Origin of the sequence: Actinosynnema sp. NPDC050801, from assembly GCF_040673975.1 — a bacterium.
GTDB lineage: Bacteria > Actinomycetota > Actinomycetes > Mycobacteriales > Pseudonocardiaceae > Actinosynnema.
This window is the reverse complement of sequence record NZ_JBFAQZ010000011.1, coordinates 211,322-227,994: the sequence shown is the minus strand read 5'-3', so window position 1 is coordinate 227,994 and position 16,673 is coordinate 211,322. Positions and strand designations below refer to the sequence as shown.

The following is a 16,673-nucleotide window of genomic DNA, read 5'->3' as shown; positions in this document are numbered from 1 at the left end:
CGGTGGGTTCCGGGTCGGGTCACTTCGACTTTCGGGACGAACCTTCCGGGTGTTAGCGCGCCTTGTGGTTGTTTTTTATTCCATTCCGTCGGAGCCGTGGCGGTAGCGGTGGAGGCCTCCGCCGCGATGGTGCCACGGCGGTATGACACTTCGGCTCCTGCGGGGCGTTGAGCTGCGCTGACGGCGTAAGTGGTTGGCGGCCGGGCGGAGTTCGCGTTTGCTGGAACGATGAGCACCGTGCTGATCGGGGTGGAGAACGTGGCCACCCCCAAGTGGGCCCGTCGCCGCGGTGGGACCTCCGTGAGCCTGGGCAAGGCCCTGAAGAGCCTGCCGTCGGCGGTCGCGATGGTGGTCCGGCTCGCCTGGCGCACCTCGCCCCGGCTCACCCTGCTGGCGGGCGTGGTGCACGTGCTGTCCGGCGGCGTCACGGCGTTCGGGTTGCTCGCCACCGCCGACGTGTTCGCCGCGCTGCTGCGGGGCGGCCCCACGCCGGAGCGCGTGGTGGAGGCGCTGCCCGCGCTGGCGGTGGTGGTGGCCTCGCTGGTGGTCCGCGCGTTGCTCGACACGGCGGTCGCGGCGGTCGAGAGCTCGCTGCGGCCCCGCGTCACGCGTGAGGCCAACGACGAGGTGACGGCGGTGCTGGTGCGCGCCTCACTGCTCGCGTTCGAGGACGCCGACTTCCGCGAGCTGGCCCGTCAGGGCGGCCGGCGCGGCGTCCGCTCCCTGGAGAGCAGCCTGCGGTACCTGGCGGACCTGGTGTCCGGCGGCATCTCGCTGATCGCGGCGGTGGTCACGGTCGGGCTGCTCAACCCGTGGCTGGCGCCCGCGCTGCTGCTGGCCGCGTTCGCGAACGCCTGGGCGTCGGCGCGGGCGTCCAAGCTGCGCTACGAGCACTTCCTCGACTCGGTCACCCGCAACACCCGCAAGGGCGTGGTCGAGGAGGTCGCGACCGACCGGGACTTCGCGCTGGAACGGCACGCGCTGACGTTGCAGGAACGCCTGCTCGCCGAGCACCGGCGCATCGCGGACAGCCTCGTGGTGGACGAGATCCGGATGGCGCACCGCACGAACCTGGTGCGGCTCACGGGGCGCGCGTTGGCCGGGGTCGGCACCGCGGTCGCCTACGTCGTGCTGGGCGTGCTGCTGCACACCGGTGGCATGGAACTGGCGTTGGCGGGCACGGCGGTGCTGGCCATGCGCACCGGGTTCTCGTCGCTGGCGAGCACCACCCGCGCGGTCAACTCGCTGTACGAGGACTCGTTCTACATCGACTTCTACCGCAAGCTGCTGGTCGAGGGCGCGGAACGGGCGCAGGGCAGCTCACCGGTGCACGCTCCGGCCGACCCGTCGCGGATCACGCTGACCGACGTGTCGTTCACCTACCCCGGCGGGAAGAGGCCCGCGCTGCGCGAGGTGAACCTGACCGTGGAGAAGGGCGAGGTCGTCGCGCTGGTGGGGGAGAACGGGTCGGGCAAGACGACCCTGGGCAAGGTGCTGACCGGCCTGTTCCCGGCGTCGTCGGGGACGGTCGCGTGGGACGACGTCGACCTGGCGACGGCCGACCCGCACTCGGTGCACTCGTCGATCGCGGTGATCGCGCAGGACCCGGCGCAGTGGCCGATGACCGCGCGGCACAACGTGACGGTCGGCCGGCTGGAGCGCGAGGACGAGGAGGCGTGGCGGGAGGCGGTGGCGAAGTCCGGCGCGGACGAGGTGCTGGCCGCCCTCCCGGCCGGGCCGGACACCGTGCTGTCGCGGCAGTTCAACGACGGCCAGGACCTGTCCGGCGGGCAGTGGCAGCGGATGGGCATCGCGCGCGGGATGTACCGGGACGCGTCGGTGCTGGTGGCCGACGAGCCGACGGCCGCGCTGGACGCCAAGGCCGAGGCGCGCGTCTTCGAAGGCCTGCGGGAGGCGACCGCGCGGCGCACGACGATCCTGGTCACGCACCGGCTGGCGAACATCCGCAACGCCGACCGGATCGTCGTGCTCGACCAGGGCCGGATCATCGAGCAGGGCACGCACGAGGAGCTGATGGAGTCGCGCGGGCACTACTTCGAGCTGTTCGAGCTCCAGGCCGCCGCGTACCGGGGCGGGCTGCTCGCGTCCTAGCGCGGTGCGGTGATCATCACCGGGTTGCCGTCCGGGTCGGCCACGAACGCGATCCGCTCACCCCACGGCGTGTCGTTCGGCTGCTGGAGCACGGGGTGGCCGCGGCGTTCCAGGTCGGTGACGGCCGCGTCCACGTCGTCGTGGTAGACGCACAGCTCGAACCGGTGGCCGGTGGCGGGGCGCTGGGGCGCGCCGTGCACGCCCTTGCCGTCCGGCGCGACCTGGCCGAGCCCGAGCTTCGACCCGTCACCCAGCTCGGCGGCCACGTAGAGCGGGTCGCCGTCGGCGGGGAAGCGGTAGGTCACGGTGAACCCGAGGCCGTCGCGGTAGAACTCCAGCGAACGCGCCAGGTCGTCGCACACCAGCATGGGAAACGCGGACCGGTAGGGCATGGTGTGGATGCTAGCGGCGGCCGGACCGCGGCCGGACCGCGTTCGACCGCCCGATCGTCTGCTCCACGTGGTCGAACAGTTGTCGGAAATAAGATTTTCGAGGTGGGCGGGAATTTGCTGACGAACGGTTGGCTGGGGCATTTCCCGGTACGTCCCCACGGGACGTTTCCGCTGCTCACCGCGTGGAGCGTCGGCATGTCGCCGGTGAATTCCACCTGGTGGAGACCTTTCGGTGTCGAACGATCGGCACATGGCCGACCGGGTTCGACGGCCATCGCCCGATGATCAGCCCTTGCCTGCTCCATTTGTGTGACCGTACGCGATTAATCGAAATATCTCCGCCTCGGAACGTATGGTCCAATCCTGTCGACCACAGGGTCGCCACTGCTCCAGGTGGAGGAAGAAATGAATTTCTTGCGAAGATCCGTGCTGCCCTCGGTGGCGGCTGTCGCGTTGCTCGCAGGCGTTTCCGCGCCGGCGCAGGCCGCGCCCGCGAAAGCGGTCGACGACGCGCTCCTCGTGTCGGCGGCACAGGAATTCCTGCAGCACCGGGCGGACACCCTGGTGACCGGGCGGGTGACCGCCCACGGCGTCACCGCGCTCGCCGGAGGCGCGGTCGGCACGGCCGCGGAGATCCGTTCGGCCGAGTCGGCGGCCTCCACGGCGCTGGGCGGGCGCAAGCAGCGGCTCGCGCAGGCGGGGGAGCAGTACACCGCGGCCCGCACCGAGATCACGTCCAGCGCGGTGCACCGCCGCGGCGCGGACGTCGAGCTCGTGGTCCAGGAGCAGACGACGCTCGACTACGCGCAGGTCAGGGGTGACGAGCCCGCCAACACGGGGTTCGCGGCGGAGCGCACCTTCCGGTTCAGCCGGGTCGGCGGTCAGTGGGTGCTCGCGTCCCAGCGCCTGACCGACCAGGGCGGACCGCTGCCGGTGACCGAACCCACCGTCGCGGGGCAGGTGGCGGCACAGCCGACGAAGGGGTCGGCGGCCACCGACAAGCCCACCACGACCGGTTCGGACAAGATCACCGCGGCCGCGTACAACTACCAGGCGATGGCCGACTACGCGGTCCGGTACGTCTACAACTACAACACCGCGTACCGCACGTTCGCCGACGTCGGCGGCGACTGCACCAACTTCATCAGCCAGGCGCTGGCCGCGGGCGGTTGGGGGCACGTGAGCGGCTGGTACCGGGACTACCGGTACTGGTGGTACAACTCGCTCAACGAGACGTGGTCGTGGATCAACGTGAACTTCTGGGCCAGTTTCGCGCTGCACAGCGGTAGGACCTACAACCTGTCGAACGTCTGGTCCCTGGGTCTCTCCGACATCCTGCAGATGGACTTCTCGGCGAACTCGTCGAAGGACCACTCGATGATCGTGACCTACCGCTCGTCCTCGATGCCCTACCTGACCTACCACACCTCGAACACCCTGAACCGGTCGCTGCAGAGCCTGCTCGACTCCTACGGCGGCGCCCTGTACTACGCGTTCCGCACCTGATACCCAGAGGGGAGGATCGCGCACGTCGGTGCGTGGTCCTCCCCTGGGACGGAGGCACGATGCCGGTTCGGCGATCGGTGTTGGCGATGGGGCTGGTCCTGCTGACGGCGTGCGCCGCGCAGCCACCGGCTCCGGACACCGCGGCACTGGACCAGTGGCTGCGGCGCTACGTCGACCTGCTCAACAGCGCCGACGAAGCCGGGCTGGCCGCGCACCTCAACCGGTCCGGCACCACCGACGCGTCGGACCGGATCAGCCGCTACGGCAGGCGCGGGCTGGTCGTCGACGGCATCACCAAGACCTCCGAGTTCGAACGCGTCTACCGCGTGCGGATCGAGGCGACGGCGGCCGACGGGCAGCGCGTGACCATGGACGAGACGGCGGAGTGGGACGGTGCCCGCTGGATGGTCGCGCCGCTGACGGCCTAGCTAAGCCGTCAGCTCCAACGACGACCCCTCGCGGGCCTTCCGGACGCGCAACCTGGTGGGGATGCGCTGCCGCAGCTCCTCCACGTGCGAGACGAGGCCGACCACCCGGCCGCCCGCGCGCAGCTCGTCCAACGTGGTCATCACCAGTTCGAGGGTCTCGGCGTCCAGCGTGCCGAAGCCCTCGTCGATGAACAGCGTGTCCAGCACGGCGCCCGCCGCGACCACGTCGGCCAGCCCGAGCGCCAGCGCCAGCGACGCCAGGAACGACTCGCCGCCCGACAGCGTCTTCGCCGGCCGCTGCTGCCCCGAGTAGTCGTCCATGACGTCGAGGCCCAACCCGCCCCTGGTGCCCCGCGGCCCCGCCTCGATCGAGTGCACGAACCGGTAGCGGCCCTGGCTCATGCGTTCCAGCCGGGTGCTCGCGGCCACCGCCACCTCCTCCAGCCGGGCGGCCAGCACGTAGGTGCGCAGGGTCATGTTCTTGGCGTTCTGGCCCATGCCGTTGATCACGTCGGTCAACGCGTCCAGCTCGGCGTACTCGGCCTCCACCGGCTCCAGCCGCAGCCACGCGGCGCGCAGCTGCTCGGCCAGGTCGGCGGCGCGCGCGGCCCTCGTGCGGGCGTTCGTCAAGGTCGTGGTGGCGTCGGTCGACCGGTCGCTCGCCACCCGGAACCGCTCCTCGGCGCCCGCCACGTCGACCTCGGCGTCCGGGTCGGTGCCGGGCAGCTCGGCCAGCGTGCTCTCGGCCGCGGTCCTGGTCTTCTCGACATCGCGGATCCGGGTCTCCAGCTCGGCGACCGCGGTTGCCGGGCGTGCCGCGGCCAGGGCGTCCGCCACGTCGGCGAACCCGGCCAGCGACGCCAGCCGCGACACCTCCAGCCGCTGGTCGGCCAGGCGCTCCTCGTGCTCGGTCACGGCGGCGCGGCGTGCCGCCAGCGCGGTCAGCGCGTCGGCCAGGTCGCCCAGGTGCGCCCGGCGCGTCACCACGTCCGGGAAGTCACCGCGCGCCTCCTCCAGCCGCGCGCCGCGCTCCTCGACCGCGTCGGCCAACTCCTTGCGCTGCGCCCCGGCCTCGGCCAGGTGGCGTTCCAGCGCGCCACGCTCTTCGAGCGCGCGCTGCACCTTCGCCTCCAGCTCGGCCAACGCCGCCTGCGCGCGTTCCAGCTGCTCGGCGCGAGCCGCCACGGACCGGTGCTCGCGTTCCAGCTCGGCGGGCGGCCGGTCGCCCAACTGCTCGCGCAGCAACGCCAGCCTCGCGTCCAGCCGCTGCGCCTCCTGCTCGGCCCGCTGCCGCAGGTCGAGCGCGCGCTGGTCGGCCTCGGCGGCGCGTTCCTCGTCGGCCGCCGTCACCGAACCCAGCATCGGCTGCGCGGGCGCCGGGTGCTCGGCCGATCCGCACACCGGGCACGCGTGCCCCGCGGCCAGCTGCCCGGCCAGCTCGACGGCCATGCCGTCCAGTCGTTCCCGGCGGATCCGGAGCAGCTTCTCGCGGGCCTTCTGCTGCGCGTCCACCGCGGCCCGCCGCGCTTCGTCGGCCTCCCGGAACGCCCGCTCGACCCGCGGCAACTCGGACGCCGCCGCCGCCAGGCCCGACACCTGCGGCAGCCGTGCCGCGGCCTCCGCCGACTCCTCGACCGCGGCCTTCGCGGCGGCCAGCCGGGGCGGCACCTCGTCCAGCTGCGTGACCAGCGCCGCCAGCTGCCGCGACGTCGCGGTCACGTCGCGGTCCAGCTGCGCGATCCGCCGCTGGTCGGCGCGCTGCCGCTCGGCGTCGGCGGCCAGGCCGGTCAGCCCGCCCGCCTCCTCGCGCAGGCGTTCACCGTCGCCGCGCAGGTCCGTGCCCTGGTAGCCGAGCGCGGCCACGGCGGCCGCCGCGGCCCGTTCCTGGGCGACCGCGGCGTCGAGCTCACGGGCCAGCTTCACCGCGCGGTCCTGCGCGGGCACCACGACCGCGGCCTGCCGGGCCGCGTCACGTTCGGCGACCCACGCCCGCAGGCTCGGCTCGACCTCGGCGTACCGGTCGAGGTTGCGGCGCGCCTCCCGCACGCGGCGCACCCGTTCGTGCCGCGCCCGGGCCTCCTGCCAGTCCCGCTCGGCCGCGGCACGCCGGTCGGACGCCTCGGCCGCGAGCTGGTCGGCGTCGCGCTCGGCCTCGTCCAGCCGCTTGAGCAGGGAGCTGAGCCACTCCTGGTCGCCACCGCCCTCCGGCGGGTCCTCCAACGCCACCTCCGCGACCCGCTGCACCAGGTCGCGGTGCACCAGGCCGAGCTGCTCGACCTCGCGCTTGCGCTCCTTGCGCCGCTCGCGGAACCACTTCTCCACGTCCAGGAAGCGCTCCGTGCCGAACAGCTTCTCCAGCAGCTTCTCCCGCTCGGCGGTCTCCGCGCGCAGGAACCGGGCGAACTCGCCCTGTGGCAGCAGCACCACCTGGAAGAACTGCTCGGCCGTCATCCCGAGCAGGCCCTCGACCTCGCGGGCCACGTCGTCGATGCGGCTGTGGCCCTCGCCGGTCCACCCGCTGACCCACGTCAACGACACCTGCGCCTGCTGCCGGGTCGCGCCGTCACCGCGCTTCTTCGGCCGCTCGTACTCGGGGCTGCGCTTGATCCGGAACCGCCGGCCGCGCACGGTCAGCTCCAGCTCCACGTACGTCTGGGTGTCGCGGTCGGCGTAGTCGCACCGCAACCGCTTCACGTCACCGCGCGCGCCGGGCACCTTGCCGAACAACGCGAACGCCACCGCGTCGAGCAACGTCGTCTTGCCCGCGCCCGTGTCACCGTGCAGCAGGAACAGGCCGTCCGCGCCGAGCAGGTCGAAGTCGACCTCCTCGCGCGCCGCGTACGGGCCGAACCCGCTGACCGCCAACCGGTGCAGCTTCACGACGCCTCCTCGCGGTTCACGACTCGTCCTCCCGTGCCGCGGCGGCGAAGGCCTCGCGCAGCAGGGCCAGTTCCCGCGTGCCCGGCTGGTCGCCGCGCACGTCCTCGATGAAGCAGCAGGCGATCTCCTCGTCGGTGCGGCCGCGCACCCGCTCGGCGAACCGCAGCTCACCGGTCCGCCCGCCCTCCGGCCGCCACTCCACGTGCACCGCGTGCGCGAACCGGGTCTGCAGGCGCCGCAACGCGTCCAGCGGGCGCACCCGGTCGGTCAGCGTCACCGACAGGAAGTGGTCCTCGACCGGCTCGTGCTCCGGGTCCAGCAGCAGGTCGTCCAGCGCGCCGTGCAGCGTCGACAACGACCGCGGCACCGGCAGCGAACGGCGCTCCACCCCGGCCAACCCGCCCGCGCCCAACTCCACCAGCCACACCGACTTGTGGTGCCGCGCCTCGGAGAACGAGTACGCCACCGGGCTGCCCGAGTACCGCAGGTGCTCGGCCAACGTCTGCTGCCCGTGCAGGTGGCCCAGCGCCACGTAGTCGACCCCGGCGAACACCGCGCCCGACACGTCCTGCACACCGCCCACCGCGATCGTGCGCTCCGACTCGCACGGCTCGCCGCCGGTCACGAACGCGTGCGCCAGCACCACCGACCGCGTGCCCTCCCGGGCGGCCAGGTCCTGCTTGACCAGCCGCATCGCCTCGGTCAGCACCCCGCCGTGGCCCTTGGCCTCGACGCCCAGCGCGTGCCGCGCCGTCTCCGGCTCCAGGAACGGGATCCCGTACACCGCCACCGGCCCGTGCGCGTCGGCGAACAGCACCGGCTCGTGCAACTCGGCCACGCGCGTGCGCAGGTGCAGCCCGCCCGCCTCGGCGAACGCGCCCAGGAAGCCCAGCCGGGCCGCCGAGTCGTGGTTGCCGGGCGTGATCACGATCTGCGCGCCCGCCGCCCGGATCCGCCTGAGCACCCGCGAGCACACCGCGACCGCCTCGGCGTTCGGCACCGCCCGGTCGAACAGGTCACCCGCCACCACGACCGCGTCCACCCGCTCGTCCGACACGGTGTCGGCGAGGCCGCCGAGCACCGATTCCTGCTCTTGCAGCAGGTCACGGCCGTGGAAGGTGCGCCCCACGTGCCAATCGGACGTGTGCAGGATCTTCACGCCGGCCACGCTAGGGCCGCCCGGCCCTCCGACCCGGAACCCCGCTCGGCGTGTCGCTCGAACGTGTGATCGGACACCAGTCCGGGCAGATCTGGTGTTGCGCGATGATCGTGGCATGACAGCGGTCCTCAGCACGGCGGCGGTGGTCGTGGCGCTCCTGCTCGCGGGTGCGCTGCTGTTCCTGTGGCGGCTCTACCAGGACAGCGTGCGGCGCACGGACGCCGCGCTGGCCGCGGTGCAGGCCGAACGGGAACGCGGCGACGCCCAGTGGGCGGCGTTGCAGCGCTACGAGGTGGCGTTCTCCTCGGTCAGCGGTCGCGGTGAGCTCGGCGAGAAGGTGCTGGTGGAGACCGCGCGGGTGTTGGGCCTGCGCGAGGGCATCCACTTCGACCTGCAGGTGGACGTGGCGGGCGGCGGTTCGGTGCGGCCGGACCTGGTGCTCAACGTCGGCGGCGGTCGGCGGGTGCCGGTGGACGCCAAGATGAGCATGGCGACGTGGGCGGAGGCGGTGGAGACGGACAACGCGTCCGAGCGGGTCGACGCGTTGCGCGTGCACGTCCGGAACATCCGTGCGCGTGCCGCGGAGCTGGCGGGCAAGGGCTACCAGCGGTGGGCCGACGCGATCTACGGGACGATCATGTTCGTGCCGAACGACGGCGCGGTGGTCGCGGCCCTGGACACCGACCCCGAGCTGCTGCGGTGGCTGCTCGACCGGCGGGTGTTCCTGTGCGGGCCGACCGGGTTCGCGGTGATCGCGTCGGCGGCGATGTTCGCGGTGACCGACCGCGCGCTGGCCGACGACGTGGAGCAGGTCAGGGCGGCCGCTTCACGCGCGCACCGGGCCGCCGACACGGCCGTGGACGCGGTGAACCTGTCGAGCACGCACCTGCAGCGGTTCCTGTCCGCGCGGCGGCGCGAGCTGGACGCGTTGGAGGGTTTCCGGGCGGCGGTGGAGCCGTTGAGCAACGCGTCGTCCGACGTCACACCGCTGCCGTTGGTGCGGCGGACGGACGACGCCGGCCTCGGTGCACCCCTCGGTGCACCCTTGGACGCTCGGGAGGCGTAATAGAGTGTGTCGGGACTGAGCCGAACGAGGAGTGTGCGTGACCGCTGCTATGCGTGACGACTCGCGCAGCGAGCCGGAGGACGAGGAGCTTTCCGCCGTCCGCTGGAACGACCGCGCCATGTTCGGCAGCTTCCGGGGTCTGCCCTGGTGGTCGGCCGTGCTCATCGCGTTCGTGGTGGCGATCGTCGGCACGTTCGTCGACGTGAACTCGGCCGCGAAGACGGTGGGCTGGGTGTTCGCCATCACCTTCTTCGTGGGCTGCGTCGGGGCGGTGGTGTTCGTCGAGCGGCGCTCGATGTTCGGCCCGATCGTCCAGCCGCCCCTGGTCCTGGCCATCGTGGTGCCGGTGCTGGTGGTGTTCACGCAGGGGATGCCCAGCGGTGGGCTGCCGTCGGTCGGGCTCACGCTGGGCAAGCCGTTGATCGACGGTTTCCCGGCGATGGCGATCACGACCGCGTGCACCGTGATCATCGGCATCGTCCGCGTGATGACGCAGAAGGACCCGAACCGGCTGACCAAGGACGAGATCCGCGAGGCCAAGCGCAAACCGGACAAACCCCGCCGCGCCGAGCGTGCCGACCGGTCCGACCGCGCCGACCGCCCTGACCGCGCCGAACAGCCACAGCCGGACGACCGCCCCAAGAAGCGCCCCCGCGCCGACCGCGCCGACGCCCCCCAGGACCGCCGCCGCCCCACCGCCCCCGCCGCCGACGAGGACCGCCCCAAGCGCCCCCGCCCCCCGGCCTCGGGCACCTCCGACCGCCCCCGCCGCCCCGCCCCACCACGCGAAGGCGGCCGCCCCCCACGCCGCCCCCGCCCACCGCGCGACGAGGACTGAGCCCACGAGGGCTCGGCTCGCGCAGGCGGACCACGGAACGGTCACGGAGTCTCGGCGATCGAGTTGCCGACGGCTCGCCGATGCGAGTCCCGCCTGCGCGTGAGCATGATCGGTCGCGGGTCAGGGCCTGCCCAGCCTCCGGGCGATGCGGATTATCACTCCGACTGCGATCAGGACACCTGCGCCGAAGAACGCGGCATCACGACCACGTCCCTCGACGGTCGACACCGTTCGTTCCGGGACGGCAGGCGGCTCGCCGGCAGGGGGTCGAGGGTCCTCGGCTGGGTCCCGAGGTCTCCCGGCGCTGCCTTGACCGCGACCCGACAGGAGCGCGAGGGCAAGTGTCACCAGGGCAATGACGACTGCCTGGAGTGTGATCACAAAAGCCATGTACTCGTGCCAGCCCTGCAGCGTTTCGTCGCAGCCGTTCCCGGACGACGGCAGCGCTGACAGGGCCAGTACCTCGCCGCCGAGCAAGACCAGTACGGCATTGATCGTGATCGCTCGGCTGCTCGCCTCCTGCATGTTTCGCGAGAAGAACTTGGCTTCGAGTCCGACGGCTACGAGCAACAAGGGGATTATCTGACTGACCTGTGCGAAATACTCCTGGTCGACCACGTTGGAGCACAGGGAATTCGCGTAGTTCGCGTACTCGGTCAAGCTCGCCGAGTTCAGGAGTTCTTTCTCCTCGTCGGTGAACCTGATGTCGCGCTCGGTCCGGTTGGTGCCTACGTCCAAGACCCGCCACAGGGTCGACCCCACATAGGCGGCAAGGGTGCCGAACAGGAGGGGAATGGCCACCTGGTACCGCAGCCATGCTTCAGGGTTGTGCCTGCGCAGTCTGGCGGAGATCAAGCTGAACGGGTTGGCGCCAACGGTCGCCGCCAGGATCGTGGCGAGAGCTGCGACGTAGCCCACGGAGACGAGCAGATCTCCCCAGACCGGGAAGGTCAGCGTTTCGAGCAGGTCCAAGCCAAGCGTGACGGCCGCGCCCGTCAGCCACCAAGCGACCATCCGCCACTGGAGCGCGATACGTGATTTCCAGTAGAAGATCCGGGTGATGAGCAGGACGAGCAGCAGAAGAGCGGCGTCCACAGACCCCAGGAGCCACCATGGCCACTTTGCCCGGTCCGGCTCCTTGTTCACGGCCTCGATCAGGTCGGCGCTGAAGACGAGGGGGATGAGCAACGCTGTGACCAGGAGCAGTATCCACGAATCGGATCTGCCCGGCCCTTGAGGATTGCTCCTGGCTGACACGGTTCCTCGCAGCTGTCGGTGCAGCCCGAAGACGACCCGGCCTGCGGCAAGATCGATACGTTACCCATCACCGCGTCGTGGGACCGCTGACGGTCGATGGTCGACCGATGTCGGTGAAGTCCTGAATCGCGGGGGGAGCGAGGGTGCCCCGGAGGACCGCGGTTTTCTCCCCATCACCAAAGACCGACGGTTCGCGGCTCCGACTGCGGATCTGTGGTCGACTCGACCGGCCGTGAACAAGTGCCCACTCAGGCCTCGTGGGCCAGCAGCCACCGCTTCACGTCCGCGCCCCAGCGGAAGTTGCCGGTCGCGCCGCCCGTGCGGATCACGCGGTGGCACGGGACGAACAAGGTGGCGGCGTTGCGGGCGCACGCACTGGCGGCGGCGCGCACCGCGGTCGGGCGGCCGGCCAGCAGGGCGTAGTCGGCGTAGCTGATGGGCTTGCCCGCCGGGACGGTGCGCAGGGCGTCCCACGCCCGCCCCATGAACTCACCGCCGCGCTGCCGGACCCGCACGTCGGCGATCGCGTCCAGGTCACCCGCGTGGTACGCGCGGACGGCCCTGGTCACCTCGCCCAGGTCACGGCGGTGCGCGAGCGTCGTCGGGCGCAGCGACGGCGAGACCTGGGGGAGCAGGTCGTCCGCGCTCGCGGTCCACCCGCTGGCCAGCACGGCGCCGTCCATGGCGACGATGGCGGTGAAAGGGCTGATCGGGGTGTCGATGGTCGACACGTGGCCGGTGCTCACGCGGTCCTCCTGAGGTGCATCGCGGCGTACGAGCGCCAAGGGCGCCACGCGATGTTGTCGCTGGTCAAAGGGATGTCCGGGGCGCCGAGAACCCGCATCACGACGTACGAGGCGACCTGCGGGCCGACACCGGGGAACGCCGACAGCTCGGCGTGCAGCTCGTCCGCGTCACGACCGACGTCCACCTTCAACGTGCCGTCGGCCAACGCCCGCGCCACCGGCGAGTCGACCGCCGTCGGCGCCGGGTACAGGTGCGTCACCGGCCCGTCGGGGTGGTCCAGCGGCTCGCCCGGCTGGTCGTGGCCCAGCGCCCTGAGCAGTGTTTCCGCGCCGTCGACGCTGCCGGGCAGCCGCACGCCCGGCCGGGCGAGGACGGACGGGCGCAACGCCGGGTCGGCGGCCAGGAAGTCGTCCACGGCCACCGGGTCGGCGTCCAGGTCGAGCAGCCGCCGCACCCGGCTCACCGCGCTGCCCAGGTCACGCAGGTCGGTCAACCGCAACGAGCACGACACGTACCCCGCCGCCGGTTCCAGCCGCACGGTCGCCTGACCGTGCGGCAGCCGCAGCGAACGCGCGTAACAGCCGTCCGTCACGTCCTCCACGCCCGCGATCGCGTGCGCCCGGAAGTACGCCAGCAGACCCGCCGCGTCGAACGGCGGCCGGTACGGCAGGCGCAACGTGATGCGGCCCGCGGTGGTCGAGACGGCACGGGTCGAGCGCATCGCCGACGGCGTGGTCGCGAACACCGTCCGGACGGTCTCGTTGAACTGCCGCACGCTGGCGAAACCGGCCGCGAACGCGATGTCGCCGAACGACAGGTCGGTCGTCTCGATCAGCAGCCTCGCCGAGTGCGCCCGGTGCGCGCGGGCCAGGGCCAGCGGTCCGGCGCCCAGTTCGGCGGTCAGCACGCGCGTCAGGTGGCGCTCCGAGTAGCCCAGGCGCGACGCGAGCCCCGGCACGCCCTCCCGCTCCACCACGCCGTCGGAGATGAGGCGCATGGAGCGTGCCGCGAGGTCGGCCCGGAGGTTCCACTCGGGCGAGCCGGGCACGGCGTCGGGCAGGCACCGCCGGCACGCCCGGTAACCGGCGGACTGGGCGGCCGCGGCGGTCGGGTAGAACTCGGCGTTGCGGCGCTTCGGCGTCACGGCGGGGCAGGACGGTCGGCAGTAGATGCGGGTCGTGCGCACCGCGAGGATGAAGCACCCGTCGAAGCGGGCGTCGCGGGCGGCGACGGCCCGGTAGGCGCGTTCGTCGTCGAGGAGCATGCGGCCCACTCTGCCGGCGGCGGGACGTTGGGTCTCGCGGGAATCGGACACGGCGTTGGGGCGCGTAGACTCACCCACCGTGAGTTTGACCCTCGGCATCGTCGGCCTGCCCAACGTCGGCAAGTCCACCCTGTTCAACGCCCTCACGCGCAACGACGTGCTGGCGGCGAACTACCCGTTCGCGACCATCGAGCCGAACGTCGGGGTGGTGCCGCTGCCGGACGAGCGCCTCGGCAAGCTCGCCGCGATCTTCGCCTCCGAGCGCGAGGTGCCCGCGGTGGTGTCGTTCGTCGACATCGCGGGCATCGTGAAGGGCGCGTCGGAGGGGGCCGGCCTCGGCAACAAGTTCCTCGCCAACATCCGCGAGGCCAACGCGATCTGCCAGGTCATCCGGGTCTTCGACGACTCCGACGTGGTGCACGTCGACGGCCGCGTCGACCCCGGCGCCGACATCGAGACGATCAACACCGAGTTGATCCTGGCCGACCTCCAGACGTTGGAGAAGGCCATCCCGAGGCTGGAGAAGGAAGCCCGCACGCAGAAGGACCGCCGTCCCGCGCTGGAGGCGGCGCAGCAGGCGCGCGACGTCCTCGACGGCGGCCGCACGCTGTTCGCCGCCCAGTCCGAAGTGGATGGTGAGCTGCTGCGGGAGCTGAGCCTGCTCACCGCGAAGCCGTTCCTGTACGTGTTCAACGCCGACGAGGCCGTGCTCACCGACGAGGCGAGGCTCAAGGAGCTGCGCGAGATGGTGGCGCCCGCGGACGCGGTGTTCCTCGACGCCAAGGTCGAGGCGGAGCTGCTGGAGCTGGACGAGGAGTCCGCCCGCGAGCTGCTGGAGTCGATCGGCCAGCACGAGCCGGGCCTGTACTCGCTGGCCCGCGCCGGCTTCCACACCCTCGGTCTGCAGACCTACCTGACGGCGGGTCCGAAGGAGTCGCGGGCGTGGACGATCCCCCAGGGCGCGACCGCGCCGCAGGCGGCGGGCGTCATCCACACGGACTTCGAGCGCGGCTTCATCAAGGCCGAGGTCGTGTCCTTCACCGACCTGGTGGAGGCGGGCTCCATGTCGGCCGCGAAGGCCGCCGGCAAGGTCCGCATGGAGGGCAAGGACTACGTGATGGCCGACGGCGACGTGGTGGAGTTCCGCTTCAACGTCTGACCGGCTGAGCGCCCGGTGCTTCAGAGTGGTACGACATCTGGTACCAGAGTAGAGGGGGTTTCCGCCGTGTCCATCACCGCGAGCGAGGCCCGCAAGGATCTTTTTCCGCTGATCAAGAAGGTCAACGACGACCACGACGCGATCGAGATCGTCTCCAAGCACGGGAACGCCGTGCTCGTCTCCGCCGAGGACTACGCCGCCCTGCGTGAAGGCTCCTACCTCCTGCGCTCGCCCGCGAACGCTCGTCGGCTGCTCAAGGCCTACGAGAACGCGTTGAGTCGGATCAAGCTCTCCGAGCACGCGCTGATCGATCCCGATGCCCCGATGGGCAAGGGCGGCGAGTGAGGCTCGTCTTCGAAGAGCACGGCTGGGAGGACTACACGTCCCGGCTCAAGAACGACCGCAAGGTGCCCGCCCGGATCTACAAGCTCATCGAGGACGTCCTCCGCGACCCCTTCACCGGGATCGGTAAGCCCGAGCCTCTCAAGCACCACCTCCCGGGGGCTTGGTCGCGGCGGATCGACGACGAGCACCGGTTGGTCTACCTCGTCGCCGACGACGAGATCGTCATCCTCGCGGCCCGCTACCACTACTGATCGCCGAGTCATCGCACGGCCACTGGAGAAGGAAACCCGCACCCGGAATGGGCCGCCGTCTGGTGCTGGAGATGGCGCAGAAGGCGCAGGCTCCATCTCGGCCGCGAAGGCCGCCGGCAAGGTCCGCACGGAGGGCAAGGACTACGTGATGGCCGACGGCGACGGGGTGAGCAAGCACGAGGCCGCAGTGCGCGCGATCACCGACGCCGCCGCCCGGCGGGTCAAGGAAGATCGGGTCCGCGCGCTCTCGCGTGACGGGCGGGAACGTTACGCGGCGCTGCTCGACCGGCTCGCGCGGTGAACCCCGAGTGCCTGACGTTGGAAGAGCTGCCGGCGCTGGCCGACGACCTCGGCGTGCCCAAGGTGCGTGACCTGGGTCTGCTGGACTCGGCCGCGCACCGGCCGCGGTCTTCGCTGATGGGGCAGGACGCGTACGGCAGCCTGGACGAGAGGGCCGCCGTGTTGATGGAGTCGATCCTGCGCAACCCCCCGTTGGTCGACGGCAACAAGCGGCTGGGAGCTGGACCCGCCCGGTGTGACCGGCGGGCGGTCAGTGGCGCGGCATGAGCTTGGCGAGGTCGATGTCGATCCCGAACGGCACGGAGACGTGGAGCGAGTCGCGGAAGATGCCCGTCGGCAGGTAGGCCTTGGTCGGCTCGTCCAGCTCGTAGACGTGCACGACCGGCCCGACGGCCTCGTCTTCCACCAGCCAGTAGTGCCGGATGCCGGCCGCGGCGTACTTGCGCAGCTTCACCGTCCGGTCCCGGAAGGTCGACTCGGGTGAGACGACCTCGACCACCAGCAGCACATCGGCCGGCTCGAACCAGGTCCGGACCGGGTCGAAGGACGCGGACGTGACGAGGATGTCGGCTTCGGGTCGGTTGCGGACGTCGAGCCGGATCGTCATCTCGCGCTCCACCTCGATGCCGGCCGGCGTCTGCCGGCCGAGCGCGAGCGTGAGTTCGGTGACGAGCCGACTGTGCCAGGACCGCTGCGGGGCCATCGTGAAAACGAGCGCTCCGTCGATCAGTTCGGTGTGGCGGGGCGCCTCGGGCAGTCGGTCCAGATCCTCCGCGAACCAGCCTTCCTCGCGCGGTGGGCGCATCCAGTCGGGCAACTCGGCCATGTCGTCACCGTAATCCGGTCCGATGACTTGAGCAGCGAGCACGGGTGATCGACTCCTCGGCGTGGCGTCGCTCGGAACGCCAGGCCGTGCGCCAGTGCCCCGGTAGTCGCACGATGGCGTGCCCTCCACGCCGCCGCGGACCG

Annotated in this window: 17 protein-coding genes; 10 read left to right on the top strand and 7 right to left on the bottom strand. The window is 71.6% G+C overall.

Annotated features, from left to right (window positions below):
• Positions 1-228: 228 nt before the first annotated feature.
• Complete coding sequence (locus tag AB0K14_RS24835; RefSeq protein ID WP_360453519.1) at positions 229-2,112, top strand: ABC transporter ATP-binding protein; 1,884 nt, start codon at positions 229-231, stop codon at positions 2,110-2,112.
• Here AB0K14_RS24835 and AB0K14_RS24830 read toward each other — a convergent pair.
• A complete protein-coding gene (locus AB0K14_RS24830) occupies positions 2,109-2,504 on the bottom strand; it encodes a VOC family protein (protein ID WP_360453522.1) in 396 nt (131 codons plus the stop codon). The genes AB0K14_RS24835 and AB0K14_RS24830 overlap by 4 nt on opposite strands.
• 405 nt (positions 2,505-2,909) lie before the next feature.
• On the opposite strand from AB0K14_RS24830, the gene AB0K14_RS24825 reads away from it, so the two are divergent.
• Positions 2,910-4,010, top strand: a complete 1,101-nt coding sequence (locus tag AB0K14_RS24825) for an amidase domain-containing protein (RefSeq protein WP_360453525.1) — start codon at positions 2,910-2,912, stop codon at positions 4,008-4,010.
• Positions 4,011-4,069: 59 nt separating this feature from the next.
• Complete coding sequence (locus AB0K14_RS24820; RefSeq protein WP_360453528.1) at positions 4,070-4,438, top strand: hypothetical protein; 369 nt, start codon at positions 4,070-4,072, stop codon at positions 4,436-4,438.
• Here the strand turns inward: AB0K14_RS24820 and AB0K14_RS24815 are convergent, their stop codons facing one another.
• Positions 4,439-7,318: an SMC family ATPase gene (locus AB0K14_RS24815; protein WP_360453531.1), complete on the bottom strand. Its 2,880-nt coding sequence runs from the start codon at positions 7,316-7,318 to the stop codon at positions 4,439-4,441.
• Positions 7,319-7,334: 16 nt separating this feature from the next.
• Positions 7,335-8,477: an exonuclease SbcCD subunit D gene (locus AB0K14_RS24810; RefSeq protein ID WP_360453534.1), complete on the bottom strand. Its 1,143-nt coding sequence runs from the start codon at positions 8,475-8,477 to the stop codon at positions 7,335-7,337.
• Between the two features lie 115 nt (positions 8,478-8,592).
• Here AB0K14_RS24810 and AB0K14_RS24805 point away from each other — a divergent pair, with 115 nt between their 5' ends.
• Both AB0K14_RS24805 and AB0K14_RS24800 read left to right on the top strand, forming a co-directional pair.
• On the top strand, positions 8,593-9,543 hold the full coding sequence (locus AB0K14_RS24805; RefSeq protein ID WP_360453536.1) for a DNA recombination protein RmuC: 951 nt from the start codon (positions 8,593-8,595) through the stop codon (positions 9,541-9,543).
• Between the two features lie 37 nt (positions 9,544-9,580).
• Positions 9,581-10,381: a DUF6542 domain-containing protein gene (locus AB0K14_RS24800; protein WP_360453539.1), complete on the top strand. Its 801-nt coding sequence runs from the start codon at positions 9,581-9,583 to the stop codon at positions 10,379-10,381.
• A 120-nt stretch (positions 10,382-10,501) separates the two neighbouring features.
• Here AB0K14_RS24800 and AB0K14_RS24795 read toward each other — a convergent pair whose 3' ends face one another.
• The 3 genes from AB0K14_RS24795 to AB0K14_RS24785 form a co-directional block, all read right to left on the bottom strand.
• Positions 10,502-11,638 carry a hypothetical protein gene (locus AB0K14_RS24795; protein WP_360453542.1) on the bottom strand — a complete coding sequence of 379 codons (1,137 nt, stop codon included), beginning with the start codon at positions 11,636-11,638 and terminating at the stop codon, positions 10,502-10,504.
• A gap of 248 nt (positions 11,639-11,886) precedes the next feature.
• Positions 11,887-12,384: a methylated-DNA--[protein]-cysteine S-methyltransferase gene (locus AB0K14_RS24790; RefSeq protein ID WP_360453545.1), complete on the bottom strand. Its 498-nt coding sequence runs from the start codon at positions 12,382-12,384 to the stop codon at positions 11,887-11,889.
• A complete protein-coding gene (locus AB0K14_RS24785; RefSeq protein ID WP_360453548.1) occupies positions 12,381-13,649 on the bottom strand; it encodes an AlkA N-terminal domain-containing protein in 1,269 nt (422 codons plus the stop codon). The genes AB0K14_RS24790 and AB0K14_RS24785 overlap by 4 nt, the downstream gene beginning before the upstream one ends.
• 79 nt (positions 13,650-13,728) lie before the next feature.
• On the opposite strand from AB0K14_RS24785, the gene ychF reads away from it, so the two are divergent.
• The 5 genes from ychF (at position 13,729) to AB0K14_RS24760 (ending at position 15,971) form a co-directional block, all read left to right on the top strand.
• Positions 13,729-14,808 carry a redox-regulated ATPase YchF gene (gene ychF / locus AB0K14_RS24780; protein WP_360453551.1) on the top strand — a complete coding sequence of 360 codons (1,080 nt, stop codon included), beginning with the start codon at positions 13,729-13,731 and terminating at the stop codon, positions 14,806-14,808.
• 66 nt (positions 14,809-14,874) lie between these two features.
• Positions 14,875-15,153, top strand: a complete 279-nt coding sequence (locus AB0K14_RS24775) for a type II toxin-antitoxin system prevent-host-death family antitoxin (RefSeq protein ID WP_360453554.1) — start codon at positions 14,875-14,877, stop codon at positions 15,151-15,153.
• Positions 15,150-15,404 carry a Txe/YoeB family addiction module toxin gene (locus AB0K14_RS24770; protein WP_360453557.1) on the top strand — a complete coding sequence of 85 codons (255 nt, stop codon included), beginning with the start codon at positions 15,150-15,152 and terminating at the stop codon, positions 15,402-15,404. Before AB0K14_RS24775 ends, AB0K14_RS24770 begins: the two co-directional genes overlap by 4 nt.
• 148 nt (positions 15,405-15,552) lie before the next feature.
• Complete coding sequence (locus tag AB0K14_RS24765) at positions 15,553-15,705, top strand: CopG family transcriptional regulator (protein WP_360453560.1); 153 nt, start codon at positions 15,553-15,555, stop codon at positions 15,703-15,705.
• Complete coding sequence (locus AB0K14_RS24760; protein ID WP_360453563.1) at positions 15,702-15,971, top strand: Fic family protein; 270 nt, start codon at positions 15,702-15,704, stop codon at positions 15,969-15,971. Before AB0K14_RS24765 ends, AB0K14_RS24760 begins: the two co-directional genes overlap by 4 nt.
• Here AB0K14_RS24760 and AB0K14_RS24755 read toward each other — a convergent pair.
• Complete coding sequence (locus AB0K14_RS24755; RefSeq protein WP_360453566.1) at positions 15,955-16,530, bottom strand: Uma2 family endonuclease; 576 nt, start codon at positions 16,528-16,530, stop codon at positions 15,955-15,957. The two genes, AB0K14_RS24760 and AB0K14_RS24755, sit on opposite strands and share 17 nt — an antisense overlap.
• Between the last annotated feature and the right edge of the window lie 143 nt (positions 16,531-16,673).

Coding starts and splice junctions, on each gene's coding strand:
- AB0K14_RS24835 (WP_360453519.1), top strand. CDS start 229: ATGAGCACCGTGCTGATCGGGGTGGAGAACGTGGCCACCCCCAAGTGG.
- AB0K14_RS24830 (WP_360453522.1), bottom strand. CDS start 2,504: ATGCCCTACCGGTCCGCGTTTCCCATGCTGGTGTGCGACGACCTGGCG.
- AB0K14_RS24825 (WP_360453525.1), top strand. CDS start 2,910: ATGAATTTCTTGCGAAGATCCGTGCTGCCCTCGGTGGCGGCTGTCGCG.
- AB0K14_RS24820 (WP_360453528.1), top strand. CDS start 4,070: ATGCCGGTTCGGCGATCGGTGTTGGCGATGGGGCTGGTCCTGCTGACG.
- AB0K14_RS24805 (WP_360453536.1), top strand. CDS start 8,593: ATGACAGCGGTCCTCAGCACGGCGGCGGTGGTCGTGGCGCTCCTGCTC.
- AB0K14_RS24785 (WP_360453548.1), bottom strand. CDS start 13,649: ATGCTCCTCGACGACGAACGCGCCTACCGGGCCGTCGCCGCCCGCGAC.
- AB0K14_RS24765 (WP_360453560.1), top strand. CDS start 15,553: ATGGCCGACGGCGACGGGGTGAGCAAGCACGAGGCCGCAGTGCGCGCG.
- AB0K14_RS24755 (WP_360453566.1), bottom strand. CDS start 16,530: ATGGCCGAGTTGCCCGACTGGATGCGCCCACCGCGCGAGGAAGGCTGG.